General features: G+C 71.5%; 19 protein-coding genes. 5 read left to right on the forward strand and 14 right to left on the reverse strand.

The features are described 5' to 3' along the window. Nucleotides 1-116 precede the first annotated feature (116 nt). Nucleotides 117-1,313, forward strand: a complete 1,197-nt coding sequence (locus tag ACWGKT_RS18940; RefSeq protein WP_453274557.1) for a site-specific integrase — start codon at nt 117-119, stop codon at nt 1,311-1,313. 124 nt (nt 1,314-1,437) lie between these two features. Here the strand turns inward: ACWGKT_RS18940 and ACWGKT_RS18945 are convergent, their stop codons facing one another. Both ACWGKT_RS18945 and ACWGKT_RS18950 read right to left on the reverse strand, forming a co-directional pair. After that, nucleotides 1,438-1,911 carry a hypothetical protein gene (locus ACWGKT_RS18945; protein ID WP_453274558.1) on the reverse strand — a complete coding sequence of 158 codons (474 nt, stop codon included), beginning with the start codon at nt 1,909-1,911 and terminating at the stop codon, nt 1,438-1,440. Between the two features lie 352 nt (nt 1,912-2,263). After that, the gene (locus tag ACWGKT_RS18950) at nt 2,264-2,401 is read right to left on the reverse strand and encodes a hypothetical protein (protein ID WP_356153884.1); all 138 of its coding nucleotides are present in this window, start codon (nt 2,399-2,401) and stop codon (nt 2,264-2,266) included. Nucleotides 2,402-2,539: 138 nt separating this feature from the next. Between ACWGKT_RS18950 and ACWGKT_RS18955 the strand changes: the two genes are divergently transcribed. After that, on the forward strand, nt 2,540-3,157 hold the full coding sequence (locus tag ACWGKT_RS18955) for a class I SAM-dependent methyltransferase (RefSeq protein WP_356152167.1): 618 nt from the start codon (nt 2,540-2,542) through the stop codon (nt 3,155-3,157). Between the two features lie 40 nt (nt 3,158-3,197). Here ACWGKT_RS18955 and ACWGKT_RS18960 read toward each other — a convergent pair whose 3' ends face one another. Further along, complete coding sequence (locus ACWGKT_RS18960; protein ID WP_453274559.1) at nt 3,198-3,698, reverse strand: DUF402 domain-containing protein; 501 nt, start codon at nt 3,696-3,698, stop codon at nt 3,198-3,200. Then, a complete protein-coding gene (locus ACWGKT_RS18965) occupies nt 3,679-4,608 on the reverse strand; it encodes a GNAT family N-acetyltransferase (RefSeq protein ID WP_453274560.1) in 930 nt (309 codons plus the stop codon). Before ACWGKT_RS18965 ends, ACWGKT_RS18960 begins: the two co-directional genes overlap by 20 nt. A gap of 71 nt (nt 4,609-4,679) precedes the next feature. On the opposite strand from ACWGKT_RS18965, the gene ACWGKT_RS18970 reads away from it, so the two are divergent. Continuing rightward, entirely contained in the window at nt 4,680-5,051 is a 372-nt protein-coding gene (locus ACWGKT_RS18970; protein WP_356152173.1) for a GntR family transcriptional regulator, read from the forward strand. Here ACWGKT_RS18970 and ACWGKT_RS18975 read toward each other — a convergent pair. Both ACWGKT_RS18975 and ACWGKT_RS18980 read right to left on the reverse strand, forming a co-directional pair. After that, complete coding sequence (locus ACWGKT_RS18975) at nt 5,036-5,839, reverse strand: DUF72 domain-containing protein (RefSeq protein WP_356152175.1); 804 nt, start codon at nt 5,837-5,839, stop codon at nt 5,036-5,038. The genes ACWGKT_RS18970 and ACWGKT_RS18975 overlap by 16 nt on opposite strands. A gap of 47 nt (nt 5,840-5,886) precedes the next feature. Next, on the reverse strand, nt 5,887-6,981 hold the full coding sequence (locus ACWGKT_RS18980) for a DUF5925 domain-containing protein (protein ID WP_453274561.1): 1,095 nt from the start codon (nt 6,979-6,981) through the stop codon (nt 5,887-5,889). Between the two features lie 110 nt (nt 6,982-7,091). On the opposite strand from ACWGKT_RS18980, the gene ACWGKT_RS18985 reads away from it, so the two are divergent. Continuing rightward, nucleotides 7,092-8,525 (forward strand): GH39 family glycosyl hydrolase, encoded by a 1,434-nt coding sequence (locus ACWGKT_RS18985; RefSeq protein WP_453274562.1) that lies wholly within the window; start codon nt 7,092-7,094, stop codon nt 8,523-8,525. A gap of 28 nt (nt 8,526-8,553) precedes the next feature. On the opposite strand, the gene ACWGKT_RS18990 is transcribed toward ACWGKT_RS18985, so the two are convergent. The 5 genes from ACWGKT_RS18990 to ACWGKT_RS19010 form a co-directional block, all read right to left on the reverse strand. Beyond that, nucleotides 8,554-12,363, reverse strand: coding sequence for a lipopolysaccharide biosynthesis protein (locus tag ACWGKT_RS18990; RefSeq protein ID WP_453274563.1), 3,810 nt, complete (start codon nt 12,361-12,363; stop codon nt 8,554-8,556). Then, nucleotides 12,356-13,156 carry a polysaccharide deacetylase family protein gene (locus tag ACWGKT_RS18995; RefSeq protein WP_453274564.1) on the reverse strand — a complete coding sequence of 267 codons (801 nt, stop codon included), beginning with the start codon at nt 13,154-13,156 and terminating at the stop codon, nt 12,356-12,358. The genes ACWGKT_RS18990 and ACWGKT_RS18995 overlap by 8 nt, the downstream gene beginning before the upstream one ends. Further along, nucleotides 13,149-14,201, reverse strand: coding sequence for a glycosyltransferase family 2 protein (locus tag ACWGKT_RS19000; RefSeq protein WP_453274565.1), 1,053 nt, complete (start codon nt 14,199-14,201; stop codon nt 13,149-13,151). The genes ACWGKT_RS18995 and ACWGKT_RS19000 overlap by 8 nt, the downstream gene beginning before the upstream one ends. After that, nucleotides 14,198-15,019 carry a glycosyltransferase family 2 protein gene (locus ACWGKT_RS19005; RefSeq protein WP_453274566.1) on the reverse strand — a complete coding sequence of 274 codons (822 nt, stop codon included), beginning with the start codon at nt 15,017-15,019 and terminating at the stop codon, nt 14,198-14,200. The genes ACWGKT_RS19000 and ACWGKT_RS19005 overlap by 4 nt, the downstream gene beginning before the upstream one ends. Nucleotides 15,020-15,383: 364 nt before the next feature. Continuing rightward, nucleotides 15,384-15,908: a hypothetical protein gene (locus tag ACWGKT_RS19010; protein ID WP_356152188.1), complete on the reverse strand. Its 525-nt coding sequence runs from the start codon at nt 15,906-15,908 to the stop codon at nt 15,384-15,386. A 192-nt stretch (nt 15,909-16,100) separates the two neighbouring features. Between ACWGKT_RS19010 and ACWGKT_RS19015 the strand changes: the two genes are divergently transcribed. Continuing rightward, nucleotides 16,101-16,910: an SGNH/GDSL hydrolase family protein gene (locus ACWGKT_RS19015; RefSeq protein ID WP_453274567.1), complete on the forward strand. Its 810-nt coding sequence runs from the start codon at nt 16,101-16,103 to the stop codon at nt 16,908-16,910. On the opposite strand, the gene ACWGKT_RS19020 is transcribed toward ACWGKT_RS19015, so the two are convergent. From ACWGKT_RS19020 to ACWGKT_RS19030, 3 genes are read right to left on the reverse strand one after another with little or no spacing between them, the layout of a single operon-like run. Further along, a complete protein-coding gene (locus ACWGKT_RS19020) occupies nt 16,907-18,511 on the reverse strand; it encodes a protein kinase domain-containing protein (RefSeq protein ID WP_453274568.1) in 1,605 nt (534 codons plus the stop codon). The genes ACWGKT_RS19015 and ACWGKT_RS19020 overlap by 4 nt on opposite strands. Nucleotides 18,512-18,556: 45 nt before the next feature. Beyond that, a complete protein-coding gene (locus ACWGKT_RS19025; RefSeq protein ID WP_453274569.1) occupies nt 18,557-20,227 on the reverse strand; it encodes an urease accessory protein UreH domain-containing protein in 1,671 nt (556 codons plus the stop codon). Then, nucleotides 20,224-21,759, reverse strand: coding sequence for a tetratricopeptide repeat protein (locus ACWGKT_RS19030; RefSeq protein ID WP_453274570.1), 1,536 nt, complete (start codon nt 21,757-21,759; stop codon nt 20,224-20,226). The genes ACWGKT_RS19025 and ACWGKT_RS19030 overlap by 4 nt, the downstream gene beginning before the upstream one ends. Nucleotides 21,760-21,899: the final 140 nt, after the last annotated feature.

The following is a 21,899-nucleotide window of genomic DNA, read 5'->3' on the forward strand; positions in this document are numbered from 1 at the left end:
CAAGATTTCTTTTAAATCAAAAAAACCGTGTCTCACTCAGCCGAAATGATTCCAAACCGACCTGGCCCGAACCATAGCGTGCGGCCCTGCTCTTTCTGTCTGAGAGGTAAGAACGCATGACCGAGGCGCCCGAGAGGCGTACCAGAGCAGGGCACGGCGACGACTCGATTTACTGGGACAAGTCCAAGAACCGGTACGTCGGTGCGGTATCGCTCGGCTACACCCCCGCCGGCAAACGGAATCGCGCGAAGGTGTCGGGTAAGACAAAGGCCGAGGTTCGTCAGAAGCTGCGCGAGTTGAGGAAGGAGCTGGCAGCCGGGGCCAAGGCCCCCGCCAACTACAGCGTTGCCCAAGCCGTCAGCGACTGGCTGGCCCAAGGACTCAAGGGCAGGGAAGTGACGAGCATCGACACGTACACGAGCCTGGCGGAGAACCACATCATCCCGCATCTGGGCAAGGCCAAGCTGCGTGAGCTCGAAGCGGACGATTTAGATGAGTGGTTGGAGAGCGAGGCCGAGGTTCTCGCGACCCAGTCCCTGAAGATGGTCCACTCAATCCTTCGGCGGTCGATCAGCCACGCCCAGAGGAGAGGCAGGGCCGTCCGAAACGTGGCAGAGCTGATCGAGGTGCCGGACGGGCGGGCCGGTCGCCCAAGTAAGTCGCTCTCTCTGGGGCAGGGAGAGGCCGTTCTTCGTGCCAAGGAGGGCAGTTGGATCCATGCCTATGTCGTTCTGTCGCTCCTCGTAGGCGTCCGTCCGGAGGAAGCACGGCCCCTGACTTGGGCGCACGTTCACCTGGCAGGCTCCGCGAAGATCAAGCCTCACGTGGACGTGTGGCGCTCTGTTCGCCGGCACGGCGACACGAAGACCCGGAAGAGTCGGCGGTCGCTGGCCATGCCCCGGCAAGCTGCTCTCGTCATGAGGGCGCACAAGCGCCGCGAGCAGGCTGAATGCTTGCAGACCGGGAACGAGTGGACTGACGAGAGACTCGTCTTCCCGACCGAGACAGGTGAGCTCCGCAGCGCTTTGAACGTGCGCCGGAACTTCAGGGCGCTCCTCAAGGAAGCAGGTTTCGAGAATCCGAAGGAGTGGACCCCGCGCGAGTTGCGGACAAGCTTCGTGTCCCTGCTGTCGGACCATGGAATCCCGATTGAGGTCATCGCACGTCTTGTAGGACACAACGGCAGTGGAACGACCGAGAGGGTCTATCGCAAGCAACTGCGCCCTGTGATCTCCGAGGGCGCGGAAGCGATGGACGACATCTTCGGCGACGATGGCGATGCGGTCGATGGAGAGACCCCGGCGGCGGGCTGATTCACACGCCGTGGCTCCCCGTTTGGCTCCCCAAGCCGTGAAGTGCCCCCATGGCCCATCCTCTGAGCTGCAAGAAGGCTCTTTTGGGAGGTCAGGGGGCTCTTACGGTGCCGTTAAGACAGGGCTAACGGACCACTGAGGAAAGAGGGAGGTCGGTGGCGGCGGTCAACGCGTGGGCCGCGGTTCTCAGATCGCTCTCCCACCCCGGGAGCTCGTCGGGGGCGGTCCATTCGCTGTAGGCCGCCGCGACGGAGAGGAACCGTGTCTCCTCCTCGGTGCGGGCCGCGACCGTCATCGACAAGCGGTCGGCCACGTCCTCGGCACTGAGCTCGCCGTGCGCGAGACCGAACGCGAGGCTCACGAGGAGGCATCGGCCCGCTGTCTCCTCGTCGGGAAGCGGTATGCCGAGTTCGTGCAGGGCTCGGACGTACAGTTCACGGATCTCGGCCTCGTCGCTCCGGCGCGGCAGGCCGGCCAGTTCGCGCAGGGCAGGGGAGTCACGCCCGTCGACGAGCGCATGGGCGGCGAGCATCGGGAGCTCCTCGGTGGGGAGTGCCTCCGCCACGTACTGCCAAGCGCTGTGCCGCAGCCGGTCCATGCGCCCATCGTGCGGGCGACGAGGCGTCCTGGCCAGCGGATTGATGTGGTGGCCTCGGCCTGGTGAGTCCCAGTGACCCATGTCCACCGCCCTGCGCTCTTCGAACGGGAGGTCGAAATGGTGGTCCACGTGGCTTTCGTCGCCTGTGAGGTCTACTACGCGACACAGTCCAGCATCGGCACCGACGTTCTCCTCGAACCCGAGGGGCGACTGCGGAGCTACCGGGAATTCTGCGACCTTCTCGCGGAGCCGGACCGCAGGGTGTGGGCCGACCCCCTGTTCCTCGACGACAGCCTCGCGGGCGGGCGTCACTGCGGACGCGCTGGGATGCCGAGCTCTAGGGACGCGTCCCTCAGCCGTCCGGCCACCAGGTGCGGGCTATGTCCTTGCGCACCTCGGGGCGGGCCGTGGGGCGGTCGTCGGATTCCTCGCGGATGCGGCGGCCGGTGTCGGTCCTCTTCAGGGGCTTGTGCACGGTGACGCGGCGCATGGCTGCCTCCTTCGGTGTCCACCGGGCTCCGTGATGTCACGGGGTAGACCCTTTCCGGGAGAGTTCCTCATCGGTGCGGGTCTGTCTGTGGTCGCAGTCACGAATCGACTGTCAGTGGTGGGTGTCACTCTGGGGACCATGACGAACGAGAGTGATCGCACGAGCGCGGTGGGTGTCGACTGGGACGCCGAGGCCGTCGCCTTCGACGACGAGCCGGACCACGGACTGCGCGACCCCGAGGTGCGTGCCGCCTGGGCGGCCAGGCTGGAGGAATGGCTGCCGACGCGCCCCGCCGACGTCCTCGACCTCGGCTGCGGCACCGGCAGCCTCTCGCTCCTCGCTGCCGAACGTGGACACCGGGTCACCGGAGTCGACCTGTCCCCGGCCATGGTGGAACGGGCCCGCGCCAAGCTCGCCGGCCGTGACGCGGCGTTCCTCGTCGGCGACGCGGCGGCACCCCCGGTGGGGGAGCAGCGCTACGACGTAGTCCTGGTACGGCACGTGCTGTGGACGCTGCCCGACCCCGCCCGCGTCCTGCGCCACTGGCGGGGACTGCTGCGGCCGGGAGGGCGGCTCGTGCTGGTCGAGGGCGTGTGGGGGACGGTCAGCCCGGTCGGCATACCCGCCGACCGGCTCGTCGCCCTCCTGGAGCCGCTCGGCGTCCACGCGCGCGTGGAGCGGCTGTCCGGCGACGCGCGGCTGTGGGGCAAGGACGTGGCGGACGAGCGGTACGCGGTGCTGGTGACGACGGGGTGAGACCCTCCCTGAGCGGCAAGAACGGCTCAGCGCGAGCCGCTCAGGGCAGCAGGGCCCCGAAACCGTCCTCCCGGGCCAGGGCCTCCAACTCGTCGAGGGCGGCCAGCGCGGCGGCCGCGGCCCGGGGGTCCCGCTCCGCCAGCCCGCTCTCGGCGAACTCGTCCTCGTCCAGGCGCCGTACGTCCGTGCCGTCGGCGGAGCGCCACAGGTCCAGGTCCAGGTCCTCGACGACGAGCTCCGCACCGGAGAGTGTGGCCGGGCGGGTGATGTCGCAGTACCAGCCCTTGAGGACCCCGTCGGCCGCGCGCACCTCCTTCACGGAGTACCAGCGGTCCCGCCAGTAGTGCTCCGTGAACACGTCACCGGGCTCGAAGCGTACGAAGCCGAAGTCGCGGACGCCCGGGCCCGCCCACGGCGCCCGCACCGAGACCCGCACGCCGTCGTCGCCGAGCAGCTGCGCCGCGTAACGGATCTTCGTACGGCCGCCCTTGACCAGGACGACCTCCACGGGAGCCGCCCGCTCAGCCGAGTTCGCGGACATACCGCACCTCCGTCGCGCACAGGTCGTAACCGAACCACTTGTTGATCGCGAGCATCGGCCCGTTGCCGCTGTCGTTGCCCGTGAACCCTTCCGTGTACCCGGCCGCGCGGGCCCGGTGCAGGGAATCGTTCTTGGCGAGCTTGGCCAGGCCGCGGCCGCGGAAGGCGCGGGCGGTGCCCGTCATCACGGTGCCGTAGCGGGTGCCGCCGTCCGTGCGGGCCACGCTGAAGGCGGCGGGACGACCCTCGACCACCGCGACCGACGTCAGGTCGTGACTGGTCAGCGGATGGTTCCAGCCCTCGTCGAGCCAGGCCTGATAGTCCGTGAACTCGTAGCTGATGTCGCTCGGTTCGTCGAGCATCGCCTCCGCGTCCAGCTCGAACAGGGGGTGCGGATCGTCCGCGAAGTCGGCGCCCGTCCGCAGCTCGACACCCGGCGGGAGCTCCGCGCGCGGGGGCAGGGCGCCGTGCGCGAGGTCCAGGCGGAGGAAGTGCGCGGAGCGGCTCGCGCGGTAGCCGCGGCGCTCGGCGAAGGCGCGGTTGCCGGGCTCGTCCAGGACCCACGCGAACAGCTTCGTCGCCCCGTGCGCGGCCAGATGCTCCTCGGCTACGCGCACCAGCAGGGCGCCGGCGCCGCGGCCCGTCCGCTCCGGCGTCGTGTACACGTTCAGGTAGCCCTGGCCGGGCCGCGGACTGTCGTGGGCGATGCCGACCTGGGCGGTGGCGATGATCTCGCCGTCCTCCTCGGCCACGAGGGGACGGAAGTGGGCGTCGGGATGGGCGTGGGCGAGGTCGTAGGCGACCGAGTCGGCGGTCATCAGGAAGTAGGGGAGTGCGAGCTGCCGGACCCGGGCGAAGCCCTCGGCGTCGGCTCGGTGACCTTGACGCAGGTCGCGCACGGTGACTGTCATGGGGTCGCACGGTATGCGGGACCCGTGCAGTGCTGCCTCCCATTTTCCGGCGGGTACGGGAGAATCGGGCCGTGACCTTGAAGATCCACATCGACGAGAGCGCGCCGCCGTACGAGCAGGTGCGGGCGCAGATTTCCGAGCAGGCGCGGGCCGGAGTGCTGCCGGTGGGGTACCGTCTGCCGACCGTGCGGGGGCTCGCCGAGTCGCTGGGGCTGGCCGTCAACACGGTGGCCAAGGCGTACCGGGCGCTGGAGACGGACGGGGTGATCGAGACGCGGGGGCGCAATGGAACGTTCGTGGCCGCTGCCGGCTCGGCCGCGGAGCGGGAGGCGGCGGCGGCCGCGCAGGCCTACGCGGAGCGGGTGCGGCGGCTGGGGTTGGACGAGGGTGCGGCGCTGGCCGCCGTGCGGGATGCCCTGCGGGCGGCCTACGGGGAGGGGTGAGCCGCGGCGGATCTTCGGTGCCGGTGCGACAGTTCGCTCGGAGTGCGGGTGACCGTCAGTCCCGCTCGGGTCGCCGCCCTCCCGAACACCACCGCGTCCTCCACCGCCGCCCCGCCGGGGTCGTTGTTGAAGTAGGTGTGGACGTCGTGGTCGTCGGACCAGGTCGTCGCGATGCGGTCGACCCAGGTCTCCAGGGACCGGTGGCCGTAGCGCGGCCACGGCCGGGCGCGGCCCTCGTGGAAGCGGACGTAGCCCCAGTCGGTGGTGCGCCACAGCGGTGTCACCGGGCGGGCCTGCACATCGGCCCAGCACAGGGCGGCGCCGCGGGATTCGAGGATCGTGCGCACCTCGGCCGTCCACCACGAGTCGTGGCGGGGTTCGACCGCGATCCGGGTCCCGGGCGGGAAGCAGGCCAGGCAGGCGTCCAGCAGGTCCGGCGCGACCCGCAGCGTCGGCGGCAGCTGGAGCAGCACCGGTCCGAGCCGGTCGCCCAGGCCCGCCGCGTGGGTCATCAGGCGGTCGACCGGTTCCTCCGGGTCCTTCAGCCGCTTGATGTGCGTGAGGTAGCGGCTCGCCTTCACCGCCACCACGAAGCCGGCCGGCACCCGCTCCCGCCACGCCTCGAAATTCTCCCGCGTCGGCAGCCGGTAGAACGCGTTGTTGAGCTCCACCGTGGCGAAGTGCGCCGCGTACTCCTCCAGCCACAGCCGCACGGGTACGTCGGCGGGGTACAGGACGTCCCGCCAGTCCTTGTACTGCCACCCCGACGTACCGATGTACAGGGTCATACGTCCATCAAAGCACCGGCGGGCCGCACGGGCCCGCCGCGGCCGCGCTACAGGTACAGACCCGCGTCCGCCCCGTCCCGCGCCCCCGGTACCGAGGTCGGTGACGTGCCCCGGCGCAGCGCGTACAGCTCCGCCAGCGTGGCCCCGTCGCGGCCGACGCCCTCCTCGGTGCCGAGCCAGGTCACCGACTCCTTGCGGGTCAGCGGGCCCACCTCGATCCGGGCCAGGCAGCGGCCGGGGCGGACCACGGCGGGGTGCAGACGCTCCAGGTCCTCGTTGGTCGTGACGCCGACCAGGACGTTGCGGCCCTGGCCCAGCAGGCCGTCGGTCAGGTTCAGCAGCCGCGACAGCGCCTGGCCCGCCGTGTGCTTGGCCTCGCCGCGGATCAGTTCGTCGCAGTCCTCCAGCAGGAGCAGCCGCCAGCGGCCCTTGCCCGCCCCGTCGTCCTCGCCGATCGCGATGTCCATCAGATAGCCGACGTCGGAGAACAGCCGCTCGGGGTCCAGGACGCAGTCCACCTGGCACCAGTCACGCCAGGAGCGGGCGAGCGTGCGCAGGGCGGAGGTCTTGCCGGTGCCGGGCGGGCCGTGCAGCAGGAGCAGCCGGCCCGCGATGTCCTCCGGGGTCGTCTTCATCAGGCGGTCCATCGCGCCCGCGACCGGGGCCGTGTAGTTGGGCCGGACCTCGTCCCAGGTGCCCGCGGAGATCTGCCGGGTCGTACGGTGCGGGCCCCGCCGGGGGGACACGTACCAAAAGCCCATCGTCACGTTCTCCGGCTGGGGTTCGGGCTCGTCGGCCGCGCCGTCCGTGGCCTGTTCGAGGACCTTCTTCGCCAGTTCGGCGGTGGTCGCCGTCACCGTGACGTCCGCGCCCCGGTTCCAGCGGGAGACCAGCAGCGTCCAGCCGTCGCCCTCGGCGAGGGTCGCGCTGCGGTCGTCGTCGCGGGCCACGCGCAGCACGCGGGCGCCCTGCGGCAGCAGCGTCGCGCCGGAGCGCACCCGGTCGATGTTGGCCGCGTGCGAGTACGGTTGCTCGCCCGTCGCGAAGCGGCCGAGGAACAGCGCGTCGACGACGTCGGACGGCGAGTCGGAGTCGTCGACGTTGAGCCGGATCGGCAGAGCGTCGTGTGGGTTCGCAGACATGCGGCCATGATCCGGCACCGACGGGCTCGGCGCACTGCATTTCCGCCGCTTGTCCCGGGTGTTCCCAACCCCTCCCCCCACCGCGAAATTCGCCCTTACTGTTGTCCTTGATGGGACGTCATGGGTGGAATTCGGGAGCGGGGCGGTCGCGGCTCATCGCCCTTCTCGGCGTGAGCATGGCCGCTCTGGCCCTGGTGGTGACCCTGATCAACACGCTTCCCGGGAGCGGCGCGAGCACCGCCGGCACCTCCCGCGACGGCGACAAGGTGCACGGCACGCCGGCCACCCCACCCGGGACGACACGGCCGTACGTGGGCTGGGGATTCACCCACACCCAGTACAGCGCCGACGAGGGCGGCGCGGCCGCCACCGAGCGTGTCGAGCAACTCCTGGCGAAGAACGGCGGGCTGCCGCAGAACCAGCACATCATGGGCTGGGGCGCCGACAACCCCGAGCCGGTCGAGGGGCGCTACGACTTCGGCGCGATGGACCGCCGCATCGACTTCATGCGCAGGTCGGGCGCCACCCCGGTGATCACGCTGTGCTGTTCCCCGGACTGGATGAAGGGCGGCAAGGCCGGCGTCGACCACACCGACTGGAGCCAGGCCGCCCTGGAGACCGCCCCGACGCCCGACCACTACCAGGACTTCGCGAACCTCGCCGCGACCGTCGCCAAGCGCTATCCGGACGTCCGCCACTTCATCGTCTGGAACGAGTTCAAGGGGTTCTGGAACGACGCCAGGGGCCGCTGGGACTATGAGGGCTACACCACGATGTACAACCTCGTGTACAAGGCGCTGAAGAAGGTGAACAAGGACATCATGGTCGGCGGGCCGTACCTGGTCATGGACAGCGTCGACCCGCGGCAGAAGGAGGACGCGTCGACGACCCTCAAAGGCGCCTGGGGCGCCATGGACCAGCGGGTCCTCGACGCCTTCGACTACTGGAACGCGCACCGGGCGGGCGCCGACTTCGTGGTCGTCGACGGCTCCAGCTACACCAACGACGACGACATGCTGCCCGACGAGTTCGCGGCCACCGACAAGCTCACCGCCGTCGGCGAGTGGGTACGGCGGCGGACGCATGACCTGCCCCTGTGGTGGGCCGAGTACTACGTTGAGCCCGCCGAGCCGGGCGACGGCAACGACGATCGCAAGGGCTGGTCCGAGACCCACCGGCTCGCCGTCCAGGCCACCGGGATGATCGCCATGGTCAGGGGCGGCGCCGACTCCGGCTTCTACTGGAACCCGGAGGAGGAGAAGGGCACCGCCTGCGCCGGCTGCCTGTGGACGCCGACCGACAGCGGCGCCGGCGGCCGGGAACTGCCCATGTACGACCTGGTCGCACGGTTCGGCCGGGCCTTCCCGCCGGGCACGCGGTGCAGAGCCGTGTCCGTCGCCGAGGACGACGTGCCCAACGTCCGCGTCCTCGCCACCGACAGGACGGTCCTGGTGGTCAACGTCCTCGACCGGCCGATCAGCGCGCGGGTCGACGGCAAGCGGTTCGACATGCGGGCGTACGAGGTGAGGTGGCTCACCAGGTGAGCCACCTCGCCCCTGCGTGCCGGAGCCCTCACTTCATCGTCAGGAACCGCTGCACCAGCGAGGCGAACACCACCGCCAGCAGGGGCAGCGAGAACCAGAAACTGCTCTGCAGCCGCCGCAGCTGACGCACGCTCGGCCGGGTCGCGACCCGGACCACCTCGCGGGCGGTGAGCAGCAGGATCAGCGCGACGGCCGCCAGCGCGCCGACCACCGACCAGGGCGTCCACGTCACCCGCGGCCCGATCGGACCGGGATCCGGCTTCGGCACCTCGCCCGCCGGCCGCTTGCGCAGGGCGTACATGGTCACGTCGTCGTTGACCAGGACCTTCCGCAGCTCCTGCCGGTCGTCCAGGTTCCGCACGAGCCGGGCCGGCCAGGTCGCCGAGTAGCCCACGTCCATCTGCAGATACGTGACCTGACTCTTGTTGATCATCAGATACGAGTTCGGACCCGCGTCCTTGAGCGCCTTGACCAGGCCGGACACCAGCACCGGGTCGGTCGGCGCCAGAGTCGGCACATAGGTGACCCGCTCCATGTCCCGCGCGCCCCACGGCATCGCCGGGGTGACGTTGCTGATCGTGTCGTTGCTCAGCCACAGCAGCCGTACCGTCGGCTTGTCGTGGGCGTAGACGTAGTCCATGGCGGTGACCTCGCCGGGCCGGATCCGCTCGAACGGCTCGTTGCCCCAGCGGGCCACCAGGAAGCCGCCCATGAGCAGCAGACCCGCCAGCAGCGCGGCCAGCGGTGCCAGGCTCACCCGGTCCTTCTCGCGCTCCTTCGCGGTGACGCCGGTGCGCGGGAAGAGGGCGAGGCCCGCCAGCAGTGCCGCGCCGGGCAGGGCGAACATGAAGACGCGCAGCGCCATCTCGCCGCCGTACGACTGCATGCCGAAGCCCAGGAACGGGACGAAGGTGAGCACCAGCAGCGACCGCTCGCGGTACCTGTGGTCGCGCCGCCGCCACCAGCCCCAGCAGGCGAAGGTCATCATGCCGCCGGCCAGCAGCACCCGGGTGTACAGGACCAGCTTGTGGGTCGAACTGCCGCCCCGGATCCGGCCGGAGACGGAGGTGGACACATTGCTGCCGACGCCGCCGACCCCGCCGAAGAGGTCGTCGAAGTGCCCGGACCAGTACGGCTCGGCCATGAACCCGAGCCACACCGCGGCCACCACCCCGAACAGGATCGGCAGTCCGCGCAGCTCCGACTTGCCGATCAGCACCAGTGCCGCGAGCACGCCCAGCATCACGAACGGGGTGAGCTGGTGCGCCGGCACGCTCGCGGCGTACAGGCCGATCAACACCGCCAGCAGGACGGCCCGTTGGCGCCGGTCGGTCGGCTCGACCTCCGCCTCGCCCGGCCGGAACCTCGTCCAGATCACGTGCGGGGCGCGGAACCACACGAGGAGGATCGCCACGAAGGCCAGGTACAGCAGATAGGTGAAGCCCTGCGGGGAGAAGTAGTCCTGGCCGACCCAGCCGCAGAGCGCGAAGATCCAGATGCCGGTCCACCGGGCCCGCCAGCTCGCCCGCATCGAGCGCACGAGCAGGAACAGCGGCGGCAGATAGGCGAGTTGAATGGCCAGCGGCCACCAGCGGATGATCTCGGTGAAGTCCGTGACCCCGCAGGTCCGGGCGACGAAGGCGGCCGCCGCGAAGAAGCCGGGCCAGCTCCAGCGCGCGTCCAGGTCCGGTACGGCGGACCCGGTGCGGTCGATGTAGTCGATGAAGCCCAGGTGCTGCCAGGCCGTCGCGAACCGCGGCTCCGTCTCGACGACGGCGGGCAGGGCGTGCAACGACACCACGGTCGCCAGGAGCGTGACCAGCAGCAGCGTCCGGTGTTCGCGGCGCAGCCAGAGCAGCGCGGCGAACACCGCGATGAGCAGTGCCGCCCCGACCAGCGTCGGCAGCGGCAGGACCGAGATCAGGCCCAGCCCGCCCATCCGGTCCAGGTCGGACTCGCCGAGCCGCAGGGCCGGCACCCAGTAGAGCAGGAGCGCGGCGATCAGCAGACAGCCGAGGACGACGCCCGCCCGGGTGGGGAGCAGACGCTCCCGCAGGGACCGCGATGGCGGCTCGGGCACGGCCTCCTCGTCCGGTACGACCGCCTCGCCCGAGGGCTCCTCGGCGTAGTCGTCCGACGCCTCCGGGACGTCGGCCGACCGGTCGAGGGTGAAGGGGGACTCGAACGGCGCGTCCACCTCCGCCGCCCGCGGCGGCGAGGCCTTCGCGGGTCCCGGCGACGCCTGCGGGCCCGGCTGCCTCGCCCGGTCCCGGCCGGGGGCCGGCACGGGCGTGCCCGTGGGCGGGGTGCCCGGACCGGGACGCACGTCGGGACGGCGCTCGACGTGGTCGAAGTCGACGTGGATGCCCAGCGCGAGGGTGTCGCTGTCCAGCGCCCACGCCGGGCCCCGGCGGCGCGGCCGGTCGGCGACGGGAGCCTCGCCCGCCCCCAGGTCGGCGAGGTCCCCGTCCGGCGCCGCCGTCTCCGGCACGACGGGCGGCGCGGTCCGGACCGTCCTCCACAGCCGGGGCGCCGCGATCGCCACGATCACCGCCAGGCTGGAGATCTCGGCGACGCCCGCGCCGGTCAGGCCCATGCGCGGGAGCAGCAGCAGCGTCAGGCCGAGCACCAGCACGCACAGCAGGCCCTGCAGCCAGGCGAGTCCGGCGGTGCGGCTCTGGGCGCGCAGCACGGCGAAGTACGTCTCCATCACCACCCGCAGCAGCGCGCCGACCGCGAACCAGCGCAGCAGCGGCGTCGCCGCGTCCGCGTAACCCGTGCCGAACACGCCGAGGATCCACGGCGCCCCCGCGAACAGCAGCCCGCAGATCGGCAGCATGATGCGGGCCATCCGGCGCAGCGCGGCACGGGTGTTGGCGGCCAGCCGCGCCGGGTCGTGCGAGCCCTCGACGGTCAGGGACGCGCCCATGTTGATGGCGAGCAGGTTGACCGTGCCGCCGATCGTGGTGGTGATGTAGAAGTACGCGTTGTCCTCGGAGCTGACCTGCGCGGCGATGATGACCGGGACGAGGTAGACCACGGCGAGCGAGAACAGCGAGCCGGTGTAGTCCCCGGCGAGGAACCTGCCGATCTCCTTCAGCGTGGGCGGCTCGGCGCGGTCCTCGGTCGCCTTCACGTGCCGGGGCACCAGACGGCGGAACACCAGCCAGCCGAGGGGCAGCACGGAGGTGCCGATCGCCGCGACCCAGGACACGAAGACACCGGTCGTGGGGATCGCCACGGCGAAGGCGACCAGCAGGCCCAGTTTGACGGCGGAGAACACGGTGTTGCCCACGGGCACCCAGGGCGCGCTGCGCAGCCCGGTCAGCACGCCGTCCTGGAGGGTGAGCAGGTTCCAGGCGACGACGGCCATGACGAACCCGAGGCCGTTGAGCGGGCCGTGCAGGAAGCGGTACGAGGGCCCCCACGCGTCCAGCGTCATCAGGAAGACGCCCGCGCCCAGCGCCACGATCAGCGAACTGCCCGCGTACGTACGGAAGATGAGCCGCCCGGTGCTGCGCCCGCCCACCGGGATGAAGCGGGCCAGGGCGCCGGTCAGGGTCACCGCGGTCAGCCCCGCCAGGAGCTTCATCGCGGCGATCGCGGCGGAACCCTGGCCGACCGCGGACTCGGAGTAGTAGCGGGCGGCGGCCAGCCAGAAGCCGAGCCCGAGGACGGCGGAGATGCCGGTGTTCAGCATCAGCGCGTAGGCGTTCCGAAAGAGCTGGTTGCCGCCGGGCGACCGGCCCCGTCCGGGCAGGCGCAGTCGGCGCCCCGACTGCTCGGGCGCCCGCGCCTCGGGTGCTGCGGCCTCGGTCGTGGTCGTCGTGTCAGACACGGGAACGGATGGCCTTCCGGCGGACCTGGCGTGCTCTGCGGAGGACGGCGTACCCCTTGGTGAGGGCACGGTCCCGGGCGAAGACACGGGCGATCGAACGGCCTTCGAGCAGCTGCTCGAACTCCTCGATGCCCGTGCCGCGGCGCACGGTGACGCGCTGCAGGGCGTACGGCCCCTGCCGGCGCCGGGCGAGGCCGTTGCCGACGGCGAGCGCCTGGGCGAACCCGGCCTCCCGCACCGCCTGGCGCACCCGGCGGCTGGAGTAGCCGTACGGGTACGCGAACGAGGCCGGTGCGGTGCCCAGTTCGTCGGCGACGATCTCCTTGCAGCGGATCAGCTCGGACCGCAGCGTCGCGTCGTCGAGCTGGTCGAGCTGCGGATGGGTGTGGCTGTGGCCGCCGATCTCGACCCCGCGGCCCGCGAGTTCGCGGACCTGCGGCCAGTCGAGCATGGTGTCCAGGCCGCCCCCGGTGTCGTACGCCCCCTTGATCCAGCCCGTCGAGACGAACAGTGTGGCCGTGAAGCCGTGCCGGGCGAGCACCGGCAGGGCGTGCCGGTGCACGCCCTCGTAGCCGTCGTCGAAGGTGATCAGCACCGGCCGTTCGGGCAGCGGGCCGCCCGAGCGCCAACGCGCCGCGAGTTCGGCGGTGTCGACAGGGGTGAAGCCCAGGTCCCCGATCATCGCCATGTGCTCGGCGAACGCCTCCGGTGTCACGGACAGGGCGCGGGTGGCGTCGTTCGGCGCGGTCGCGACCGAGTGGTACATGAGGATCGGCACGCGGGTGTCACTCATCCCGTCCCCTCTCGATCTCCGCCACCGAGAACGTCGCGCCGCCCCGGCGGGCCCGGACGCTCCCGACCAGGTACCCGCCCGCGGCGGTGAGCACCCCCGCGACGATGGCCCCGGCCCGTCCCGCACCGCCCGGCCGGGCCAGCAGCGCGTCCCGCAGGCCACGAGCGACCCCGGCGGGCAGCACCCGCGTGGCGTACCGGCGTTCGGACTCCAGCCCCTTGTCCGCGCCCACACTGCGCGCCACCAGGGCCTTCGAGAGGCCCTCGGCGTAGGCGCGGGTGCGGAAGTACCCGAAGTGCTCGCGCGCCTCGGGCACCCGGTGGTGGATGACCGCGCGGTCGTCGATCAGCAGCACGGCGTCCGGCCGGGCGCGGGTGAGCCGGATGCACAGCTCCGTCTCCTCGCAGCCCAGCGGGCGTTTGTCGCCGTCGCGGCCGATGCCGGTCGCGAAGCCGCCCGCCAGATCGAACGCCGTTCGGTGGAAAGAAGCGTTTCCGCCCAGGACGTTGCGCACCCGCACCCGGCCGGGCGGCAGCCCCTTGTAGGTGCAGCCGACCACCCAGTCGAACTCCTCGGGAAACCAGTCCGGCCGGCGGCCCGACGCCCAGATCGGCGTCGTCCGGCCGCCGACGGCCATCACGCGCGGGTCCGCGTACCCCTCGGCGAAGCGGCGCAGCCAGTCCCTCTCGGCCACGGCGTCGTCGTCGAGGAAGGCGATCACCTCGCCGCGCGAGGCCGCGATGCCGGTGTTGCGGCCGGCGGACAGGCCACGGGGACCGGCGTTGGCGAGCACCCGTACGGCGCCCGGCCGGCCTGCCTCCCCGTCCTCCCCGTTCGCCCCGTTCTCCTCGATCCCCCCGTGCTTCTCGTACTCCTTGTACTCCTTGGCCAGCCGGTTCAGGAGCGCCGGGTTGTGGTCGACGACCAGCAGTGTCTCCAGCGCCGGCCGCGACTGCGCGCGCACCGAGGAGACCGCCGCGAGGATGTCCTCCCAGCGGTCCTCGGTGTACACGCAGATCACGACGGAGATGTCGGGATCTCTCAAGACGCCTCTTTCCGGCCCGCGTTCGGCATCGGCGAGCGGTGCGCCCGACGGCGCAGCGCCCGCCGGTTGGAGCGCTCCTTGAGGATCACCTTTAGCACCCGCAAGCCGTCCCGGACGGCCCGCAGATTGCTCGTGCCGTGGATGCGGAGATACTCGTGGCTGGGTATCTCCTGCACCTTCAGCCCGGCTTTGACCACCCGGATGTTCATCAGGGTCTCGACCTCGAAGCCGGTGCAGTCGAGTTCGATCCTGTCGAGGCAGTGCCGCCAGAACGCGTTGTATCCGTAGCAGAGATCGGTGTAGCGGGCGCCGAACTTGCGGTTGACGATCGTGCACAGCGCCCAGTTGCCGAGCTTGCGGATGAAGGTCATGTCGTCCGTGCCGCCGCCGTTGGCGAAGCGGGAGCCCTTGGCGAAGTCCGCGCCCGAGACCAGGGCCGAGACGTACGAGACGATCTCGTTGCCGTCGGCCGAGCCGTCCGCGTCGACCATCACGATGATGTCGCCGGAGCACTCCTCGAACCCGCTGATCAGAGCGTCGCCCTTGCCCTTGCCGCGCTGTTCGACGACCTTGACCTTCGGCCACAGCTCCCGGGCCACTTCGACGGTGTCGTCGGTGGAATTGCCGTCCACCAGAACGACCTCGTGTATCCAGTCCGGAAGCGTCTTGAAGACGTACGGGAGATTCTCCGCCTCGTTCATGGCGGGAATCACCACGCTCACCGGCGGCGCGATGGCCAGGTGAGAGGAGATCGGCACGTACTGGGCCGCCATTAACGGATCTTGGCCCGAACTCGGCGGGCGCAGAACGGAACTCATGAGTCTTGTCCCTCTCGTCCGGTGGACCGCCCGCCCCTGGGCGGCCCGGCTATGTGTCCGGTTCGAAAGGGGGGTTCTCACGTGCGGCACGGTGCATGGATCTCCGTGCACGCGGGTGAGCTGGCAAAGCTGGCCGGCCTGCCGAAAAACGGCAGTCGGTCGCGCGGCACGACTCGATGACACCTGCGCTCACCGAGCACGGCACCCCCCTACCGCGCCCCGCGCCGGACCGTCGCGGTCCCTGAGCCCTCCCCTGGAGCCGCGTAGTGACGGACCGATGCGGGTGAGATGTACGACGGTATTGACGATTGAACCTGTATGGCAAGACCTGGAACGAGGCCTCACGTTTTTGTTGGTATGGCCGTTACAGAACTTTGTCGGACGATGTCCCGCTACTCGAACGGATTTTTCCGATCCGCCGCAGAATGCGCGGACGCACCAGCGCCGGCAGCAGAAACAGCAGGCTGAGCGCGGTCACGGCGACGACTCCGCCGCGCACGGACCATCGGTGCACGGCCAGCATGCTCTGTGCCACCAGCATGGTCAGCACCACGGATCCGACCACGCCGGCCAGCACCCGGCCGAACGGATCCAGCCCCCGCAGAGCCACGGCGATGGCCGAAGCCGGCGCCGCGAACAGGAAGAACAGCGTGAACGGCGCGCGCAGCGGCGACCCGGAACCGGTGAGCGCGAGCAGCGCGCCGACTCCAGCGATGGCCGTCGCGGCTCCCGCGAGCAGCGGCGACAGGTCCCTCCCCGGACCCGTCCGCGCCCGCTCGGCGTCGTCCGTCGAAGCTGACGTGATCCTTTTGGTCTGCATGGGCGACTTTGCCCCCCGAAGCGCCGGATGCCGGACTTCAATGTCGCGCAGTCGAACACTGGCCGTCAAGGTATGGAAGCGCCGCGTACGGTCCCGTACTGACGTTCTGTCAATAGATGTGTCATGAGCATGCAGTCAATGAGTCATGAACGGCCGTGATCGGTCTCGTTGAGTCCTCAAAAGTCTTGGCATGAACACTTCCCGTCAACACGCGTAGTTGCTACGACAGTTGTGGCAGAGATCCTGCTAAAGGGAGGTTCCATGAGACGTTTCCGATTTACGGCATACGTTACCTCGCTCCTCCTCGCCACCGGCTTCGCCCTCACCGGGGCGGCCGTGGCGCAGGCGTCCCCCCAACTGGCCGCGACCGGCGGCTACGTGGCCCTCGGCGACTCCTACTCCTCCGGGGTCGGATCGGGCAGCTACCTCAGCTCCAGCGGCAGCTGCGACCGCAGTACCAAGGCGTACCCGTACCTGTGGAACGCCGCCCACGCTCCCTCGTCGTTCGCCTTCAACGCCTGCTCGGGCGCCCGGACCGACGACGTGCTCGCCAATCAGCTCGGCTCGCTCAGCTCCTCGACGTCCCTCGTCTCGATCACCATCGGCGGCAACGACGCCGGCTTCGCCGACGTCATGACGACCTGTGTGCTCAACTCCGACAGCACCTGCCTGTCCCGGATCAACACGGCGAGGGCCTACGTCGACTCGACGCTCCCCGGCAAGCTCGACAACGTCTACAACGCGATCAGCGCCAGGGCCCCGTCCGCCCACGTGGTCGTGCTCGGCTACCCCCGCTTCTACAAGCTGGGCACGTCGTGCATCGGCCTCTCCGAGACCAAGCGCTCCGCCATCAACAACGCGGCCGACTACCTGGACGCCGCGATCGCCAAGCGCGCCGCCGACCACGGCTTCGCCTTCGGCGACATCCGCTCCACCTTCACCGGCCACGAGATCTGCTCCAGCAGCTCCTGGCTGCACAGCCTCGAATGGTTCGACATCGGCGAGTCGTACCACCCGACCGCCGCCGGCCAGTCGGGCGGCTATCTGCCCGTACTGACCAGCGCGGCCTAGGCCGAAGGCGAGGGGGAGGCCCCGCCCGTCGGGGTCTCCGTCGTTGCGCAGGTCACCGAGAACGGCACCGAGTTCGACGTCGTGTGCACCGGGCCGCGCACCTCCACGCTGATCGCGTTCTCGATCGTCCCGCCCGCGGAGTACGTCGTCACGATCACCTTGTCCTGCTGCGTCTTGTCGCCGTCCGCCGGGAACGACAGCGTCTTCCACCCGGCATCGGACACCGAGCCGTCCTTGACCACCCACCGGTACTCCACCCGCGCGGGCAGCCGCCCCACCGTGAACGTCGCCGTGAAGGCGGGCGCCTGGGCGGTCGGCGGCGGACAGTCCCCGGAGTAGTCCGTGTTCTCGCCGGTCAGCGTGACGTGCACGGACTGGGCCGGCGTACTGCTGGGCGGAGTGCTGCTCGGAGTGGGCGGCGGGGCACCGGTGTTCGAGTCGGTGGTGCGGGACGGGGCGGGGGAACTCAGGCTGCTGCCCGACTTGCTGTCGGTCGTCCCGCCGCCCGCGTTGTTCCCGTCGTGCCCGTTGCCGTGGTTGAGCAGCGCGTACGTCAGACCGGCCAGCGCCAGCGCGAGCGCGACGAGACCGGCGACCAGCACCACGGCGGCACGGCGACCGCGTTCCGGCGGGTCGGCCGAGGTCGTCGCGGTCGGGCCCGGCCGGGTCGGAACCGGCATCGGCGGGGTGGGGGACTGCCGTTGCGGCGGCGCCATGACCGTCGGGGCCGTCGGGGCGTACGACGCCACGGGCGCCGTGTCCGCGCGCGGGGCGCCGCCCGCCGCGATGAGCCGCAGGTCCCGCTCCGCCTGATCGGCCGGCAGCCGCTCGGCGGGGTCCTTGCGCAGCAGGCCCTGGATGACGGTGGCCAGCGGACCGGCCCGGCGCGGCGCCGGCAGCTCCTCGTCGACGACGGCCCGCAGCGTGCTGAGCGGGGTGTCCTGACGGAACGGGGAGTTGCCCTCGACGGCCGCGTACAGCAGCACACCGAGCGACCACAGATCGGACTCCGGGCCAGGGGTGCGCCCCAGGGCCCGCTCGGGCGCGAGGAATTCGGGCGAGCCGATCACCTCGCCGGTCATGGTCAGTGCGGAGCTGCCCTCGACCATCGCGATCCCGAAGTCGGTCAGCACCACCCGGCCGTCGTTCGCCAGCAGCACGTTGGCCGGCTTCACGTCCCGGTGCAGGACCCCGGCGGCGTGCGCGGCGCGCAGCGCGGCCAGCACCTCGGCGCCGATGGACGCGGCACCCTGCGGGGACAGCGGCCCCTGCGCCTCCAACTGGTCGGCCAGGGACAGGCCGCGGACCAGCTCCATGACGATCCAGGGTCTGCCGTCCTGCGCCGCCACGTCGTACACCGTCACCACGTTGCGGTGGGCGACCCGGGCCGCGGCCCACGCCTCGCGCTCCAGGCGGGCGTACATCCGCTCGACCTCCGGGCCGGACAGCCCGGCAGGCGCCCGCACCTCCTTGACCGCGACCTCGCGGTGCAGCACCTCGTCGCGGGCCCGCCACACGGTCCCCATGCCACCCTCGCCGAGCGCGGACAGGAGTCGGTAGCGACCCGCGATCACACGTTCACTGCCCGGTTCTTCGGACACGGGCGCCCCCCACGGCATCTCGCGTGATATCTCCACAAAAGTAGCTCAGCCGAGTGCGGATGCCGCCCCCTTCAGTACCAATCCGACCCCCAGGGCGACGACGACGAACGCCGATGCCAGGGGGACGGTCCTGCGGATCAGGGCGGCCATCGGGTGCACCGTCCAGCGGGGGCGACGGTCCATCACCCGATTGATTCCCGTACCCAGCCTGACGACGGCGAACCCGGCCGCGGTGAGCGTCAGGGCGAGCCCGACCCCGTACGCGACGACGAGCAGCAGCCCGAACCACGCCTGGCCGAGCGCCGCCGCGCCGACGAGCACCACCACGGCGGAGGGGCTGGGCACGAGCCCGCCCGCGAAGCCGAGCAGGATCGTGCCGCGCAGGGTGGGGGCGGTGGCGTGGGTGTGGGTGAAGCCGCCGTGGGTGTGCTCCACGGCGTGGGGGTGGTCGTGGTGGTGAGCGTGCTCATGGTCGTGGTCGTGACCGTGTTCATGGTCGTGGTCATGCCCGTGCTCGTGCCCGTGATGATGGTGGTGCTCGTGGTCGTCGTGGTCGTGGGTGTGGCCCGCGTGGGCCGCTTCGGCGTGGGCGCCCGCCAGGGCCAACTGACGCTCGGGCGCTTCCTCGTGGGCGTGGGCGTGGACGTCGTCGGCCAGGGCGTGTTCGTGGGTGTGCGCGTGCGCGCGGCCGCGCCAGGCCCGGCGTACGAGATTGGCGCCCGCCACCATCACCAGGACACCGCTCGCGATGCCCAGCCACGCGATCACCGAGGGCGTCGCGGCCGAGCCGGCGGTGACCAGCAGGCCCAGGGCGACGACGCCCAGGGTGTGGGTCACCGTGACCGAAGCGGCCAGCGGGAGCACGTCCTTCATCCGGGCCCGGCCGCCACGGGCCGCCGCCGTCGCGGCCATCAGGGTCTTGCCGTGGCCCGGGGCGAGGGCGTGCATGGCGCCGAGGCCCACCGCGATGAGCAGGGCGAGGGCGGCGAAGCCGACGGTCAGGTCGTGGCGGGCGACGAGGTTGTCGAGGGCGCGGGTCCAGCGGTCGGCGCCCCGGGGCAGTACGGCGGCGCCGGGAGCCGCCCGGTGTTCCTCGGCGAGGGCCGGACCGCCGGGCCGGGCGCGCAGCGACGCGTCGACTGTGTCCGCCGGTGAGGAGAGCAACTCCTTCGGGTAACTGGTGAGTTCGTGGGTGACGGAGGTCTTCGGCACGTCCGTGGCGCTGAGCGTCATCCGGTCGCCGCGCGCGGTGATCTCCCGCCAGCCGGGCCCGGTGGACGTGCCCGCGCTGTGGAAGCCGAGGGCGATCGTGCCGTTCTTGGGGAGTTCGGCGGTGAGCCGGCACTCCACCCTGAGGGTGTCGAGTCCGGCCTGGCCGGGGCGCGGCAGCGCGTGGCTCGCGCGGACGGACAGGGTGCTCCTACGGCCGTCGACGGTGAGCCTGCTGCCCTCGGCGGCCGTGGCGCACCGCTGCCGGGCCCACTCGGTCATGCCCAGCCGCTTGATGTCCGGCTTGGCCTGGGTGGCCGGGATCTCGGCGAGGTCCTCGACGTGGTCGACGCGCAGCTGTCCCGGGGCGGCGACGAGACCGTCGTAGCGGTTGACGGTGAAGTTGCCGAGGGGGTGCGCGCTCGCGCTGGCGGCAGGGACGAGGGCGAGCGCGCAGGCGGCCGTGAGGACGGCCGCGGCGGCGGCGAGCGGTCGGCGCAGCGTCACTTGGCCGCCTCCGGGTTCTTCAGCTCGGCGCGGGCCCTGCTCGCGCCCAGGGGGGAGAAGCCGGGGTTCAGCTTCAGCGCCGCCGTGAGAGAGGCGCGGCCGTCCTTCTCGTGGCCCGTGGCGAGCTCGATCGTGCCGCGGTGGTAGAGGAAGGAGGCGTTGCGGTAGCCGGTCGCCGTGGCCCGGCGGGCGTAGGGGAGGGCCTCCTGGTCGTGGCCGTTGACGTGCAGGGCCCAGGCGAGCGCGTCCGCGGTGTGCACGGTGTGGCGGCGGGCCCATTCGGCACGCGCGGCACGCAGGGCCTCGGCCTTGTCGCCGTGGTCGGCGGCGGCGAGCGCGGTGTCCAGGTCGGCGTTGACGCCGTTGGCGCGGGCCAGGGCGATCCAGGCGTCGACCAGGGCGTACTGGTCACGGGCCTTCGTCCGGTCGCCGTCGGCGCCCCGGGCCTCGTACAGCTCGCCGAGTTCGACGAGCGGCCCGGGCAGGGGGAAGCGCGAGACGACGAGTTCCATGCCCTTGACGGCGGCGGCCCGGTCCCCGCTCGCCGCCTGGGCGCGGGCGCGGCCCTCCAGGGCGGGCAGGTAGTTCTCGTCGGCGGCGAGCGCACGGCCGTAGTACCGCAGCGCGGTCCTGTAGTCGCCCTGGTTCCAGGCGAGTTGGCCGAGCTGGGCGGACACGTACGCCACGTCGCCCCGGGAGGTGGCCGTGGCCAGGGCCTGTTCGAGGACCCGCCGCGCGGCGCCGACCTCGCCCCGCAGCTCGTGCACGTAGGCGTACCGCGTGAACACCGGCACCCCGGGCTTGCGCGCGTCCGCGGTGTCGGCGGCCTTCCCCGCCTCCTCGTACCGGCCGAGTTCGACCAGGGCGTCGATCCGGGAGCACAGGGCGCGTTCGCTGTAGGGGTTCTGCTTCAGGGCCTTGTCCGCGTAGGTGAGGGCGTCCTTGAAGTCGTGCCGGGCGGCGGCGAGGGCGGCACGGCCGGCCAGCGCCTGGTCGTTGTCCGGGGACAGCTCCAGGGCCCGCTTCAGCGCCTTGTCAGCCTGCGGATACCGGGACGGGTCGCCCTTGGTGCGAGCCTGCTCGACGTACGCGAGTCCGAGGGTGGCCCAGCTGCCGAAGTCCCTGGGCTGGGAGCGGAGATGGGCCTGCAGGGAGGTGATGCCGGCGTCGAGGTCCCCGCTGCCCAGCAGACCGGGGGACACGGCGCTGGAGGAGGCCGCCACCGGCTGGGGCGCCCCGTCGCGCGCGGCCGACACGGCGATGGCGCCGCCGGTCATGGCGACGGCCAACAGGGCGGCGCATCCGACGAGCTGGGCCCCGCGCCAGCGCCGCCCGGCAGCCGCGACCCGCCGCACGGCGGCGACCCGCTCATCACCTTCGGCGCCCTCGCCCACGGCGCCCTCGCCCACGGCGCTCTCGATCTCGGTCTCGGCCTCGGCGGCCGAAGATGTCGTCCCGGGTTCCGGCAGGTCACCCTCGTCTGTGCCCACCGGCTGCCCGGCGGGCTCGTTGTCGTTCGTGCGCGGGGACATGCCCTCTCCTAGGTCGCCTGGTCGCTGCGGGAAAGTCGTGGAGCGGCGCGGCCCGCGCCGTGGGGGATGGAGTACGCGGGCCGCGCCGGTCTGAGGGGATCCGTACCGGTGGGGATCAGTACGGGCTGGTACCGACCGGT

The sequence above is a fragment of the Streptomyces sp. NPDC054794 genome, assembly GCF_053611585.1.

Excerpts from the sequence above, each read along its gene's own strand:
- ACWGKT_RS18945 (WP_453274558.1), bottom strand. The coding sequence starts at position 1,911 with ATGGACCGGCTGCGGCACAGCGCTTGGCAGTACGTGGCGGAGGCACTC.
- ACWGKT_RS18965 (WP_453274560.1), bottom strand. The coding sequence starts at position 4,608 with ATGACAGTCACCGTGCGCGACCTGCGTCAAGGTCACCGAGCCGACGCC.
- ACWGKT_RS18950 (WP_356153884.1), bottom strand. The coding sequence starts at position 2,401 with ATGCGCCGCGTCACCGTGCACAAGCCCCTGAAGAGGACCGACACCGGC.
- ACWGKT_RS18955 (WP_356152167.1), top strand. The coding sequence starts at position 2,540 with ATGACGAACGAGAGTGATCGCACGAGCGCGGTGGGTGTCGACTGGGAC.
- ACWGKT_RS19005 (WP_453274566.1), bottom strand. The coding sequence starts at position 15,019 with ATGAGTTCCGTTCTGCGCCCGCCGAGTTCGGGCCAAGATCCGTTAATG.
- ACWGKT_RS19030 (WP_453274570.1), bottom strand. The coding sequence starts at position 21,759 with ATGTCCCCGCGCACGAACGACAACGAGCCCGCCGGGCAGCCGGTGGGC.
- ACWGKT_RS18960 (WP_453274559.1), bottom strand. The coding sequence starts at position 3,698 with ATGTCCGCGAACTCGGCTGAGCGGGCGGCTCCCGTGGAGGTCGTCCTG.
- ACWGKT_RS18980 (WP_453274561.1), bottom strand. The coding sequence starts at position 6,981 with ATGTCTGCGAACCCACACGACGCTCTGCCGATCCGGCTCAACGTCGAC.
- ACWGKT_RS18940 (WP_453274557.1), top strand. The coding sequence starts at position 117 with ATGACCGAGGCGCCCGAGAGGCGTACCAGAGCAGGGCACGGCGACGAC.
- ACWGKT_RS18985 (WP_453274562.1), top strand. The coding sequence starts at position 7,092 with ATGGGACGTCATGGGTGGAATTCGGGAGCGGGGCGGTCGCGGCTCATC.
- ACWGKT_RS18995 (WP_453274564.1), bottom strand. The coding sequence starts at position 13,156 with ATGAGTGACACCCGCGTGCCGATCCTCATGTACCACTCGGTCGCGACC.
- ACWGKT_RS19015 (WP_453274567.1), top strand. The coding sequence starts at position 16,101 with ATGAGACGTTTCCGATTTACGGCATACGTTACCTCGCTCCTCCTCGCC.
- ACWGKT_RS18975 (WP_356152175.1), bottom strand. The coding sequence starts at position 5,839 with ATGACCCTGTACATCGGTACGTCGGGGTGGCAGTACAAGGACTGGCGG.